This is a genomic window from Methylobacterium sp. WL12, from assembly GCF_008039475.1.
GTDB classification, from domain to species: domain Bacteria; phylum Pseudomonadota; class Alphaproteobacteria; order Rhizobiales; family Beijerinckiaceae; genus Methylobacterium; species Methylobacterium cerastii.
Window position 1 is genome coordinate 1 of record NZ_VRUW01000231.1, and the last position, 778, is coordinate 778.

At 68.3% G+C, this 778-nt stretch carries 1 pseudogene; it reads right to left on the reverse strand.

Annotated features, from left to right (window positions below):
• A pseudogene (locus tag FV226_RS27650) lies at window positions 1-777 on the reverse strand (IS630 family transposase); the annotation flags it as partial.
• Window position 778 lies beyond the last annotated feature (1 nt).

Genomic DNA, 778 nt, shown 5'->3' on the forward strand with positions numbered 1-778 from the left:
GGAGGACAGCGTGGGCGCCGGGCGTGACGGTTGCGGAGATTTCTTCGAGGTGATGGGTCATGGCCGACGTGGTGCAACGGGGCATGACCAGGCCCGCGCCGACGCCTCGGGCCGGGCAGATCGCCCCAAAGATGTAGGCTGACTGCGTGCGCTGATCCTTGGGAGCCGAGGGGCGCGTACCGCGTGCTGCCCAACGCCGGGTCAGGGTGTTCTTCTGGCCGACCCGCGCCTCGTCGCAGAACCAGACCTCTACGGGTTTGCCGCCGACAGCCTGCCCGATCTGCGCCAGACGGTGGGGAAAGCTTTTTTAAAAACAGCTGCGGCGTCCGGGTCCTGGGCGTGATGGCGCGGACGGGCTGAGAGCTTGGCGTAGCCCATCGCCCGCAAGACCCGGCTCAAGGTCTGCTCGGAGATCGACACGCCCTGATCCTCGGCCAGGATCTGCGCCAGATCGCACAAGCGCCAGCGCACTACGCCGTGAGCGGCGGGCGTCGGCCCTTGTTCGATTAGGGCCTTCAGGACATCGCGCTGCCCGGCGTTCAGGCGCGGACGGGCACCAGGCGCTTTGCCGTCGATCAGCCCGTCCGGACCAGCCGCGTTGAAGGCCAACACCCAGTCACGCACCGTCTGCAACCCGACCCCGCCGATCTCGGCCGCCTCCGAGCGCGAGCCGCCCGCCGAGATCACCGACAGCGCCAACAGGCGGCGGGTCTGGGCCGGATTGCGCGAACCCTTGGCCAGAGCGCGCAAACCTTCGGCATCATAATCCGATCGCAGT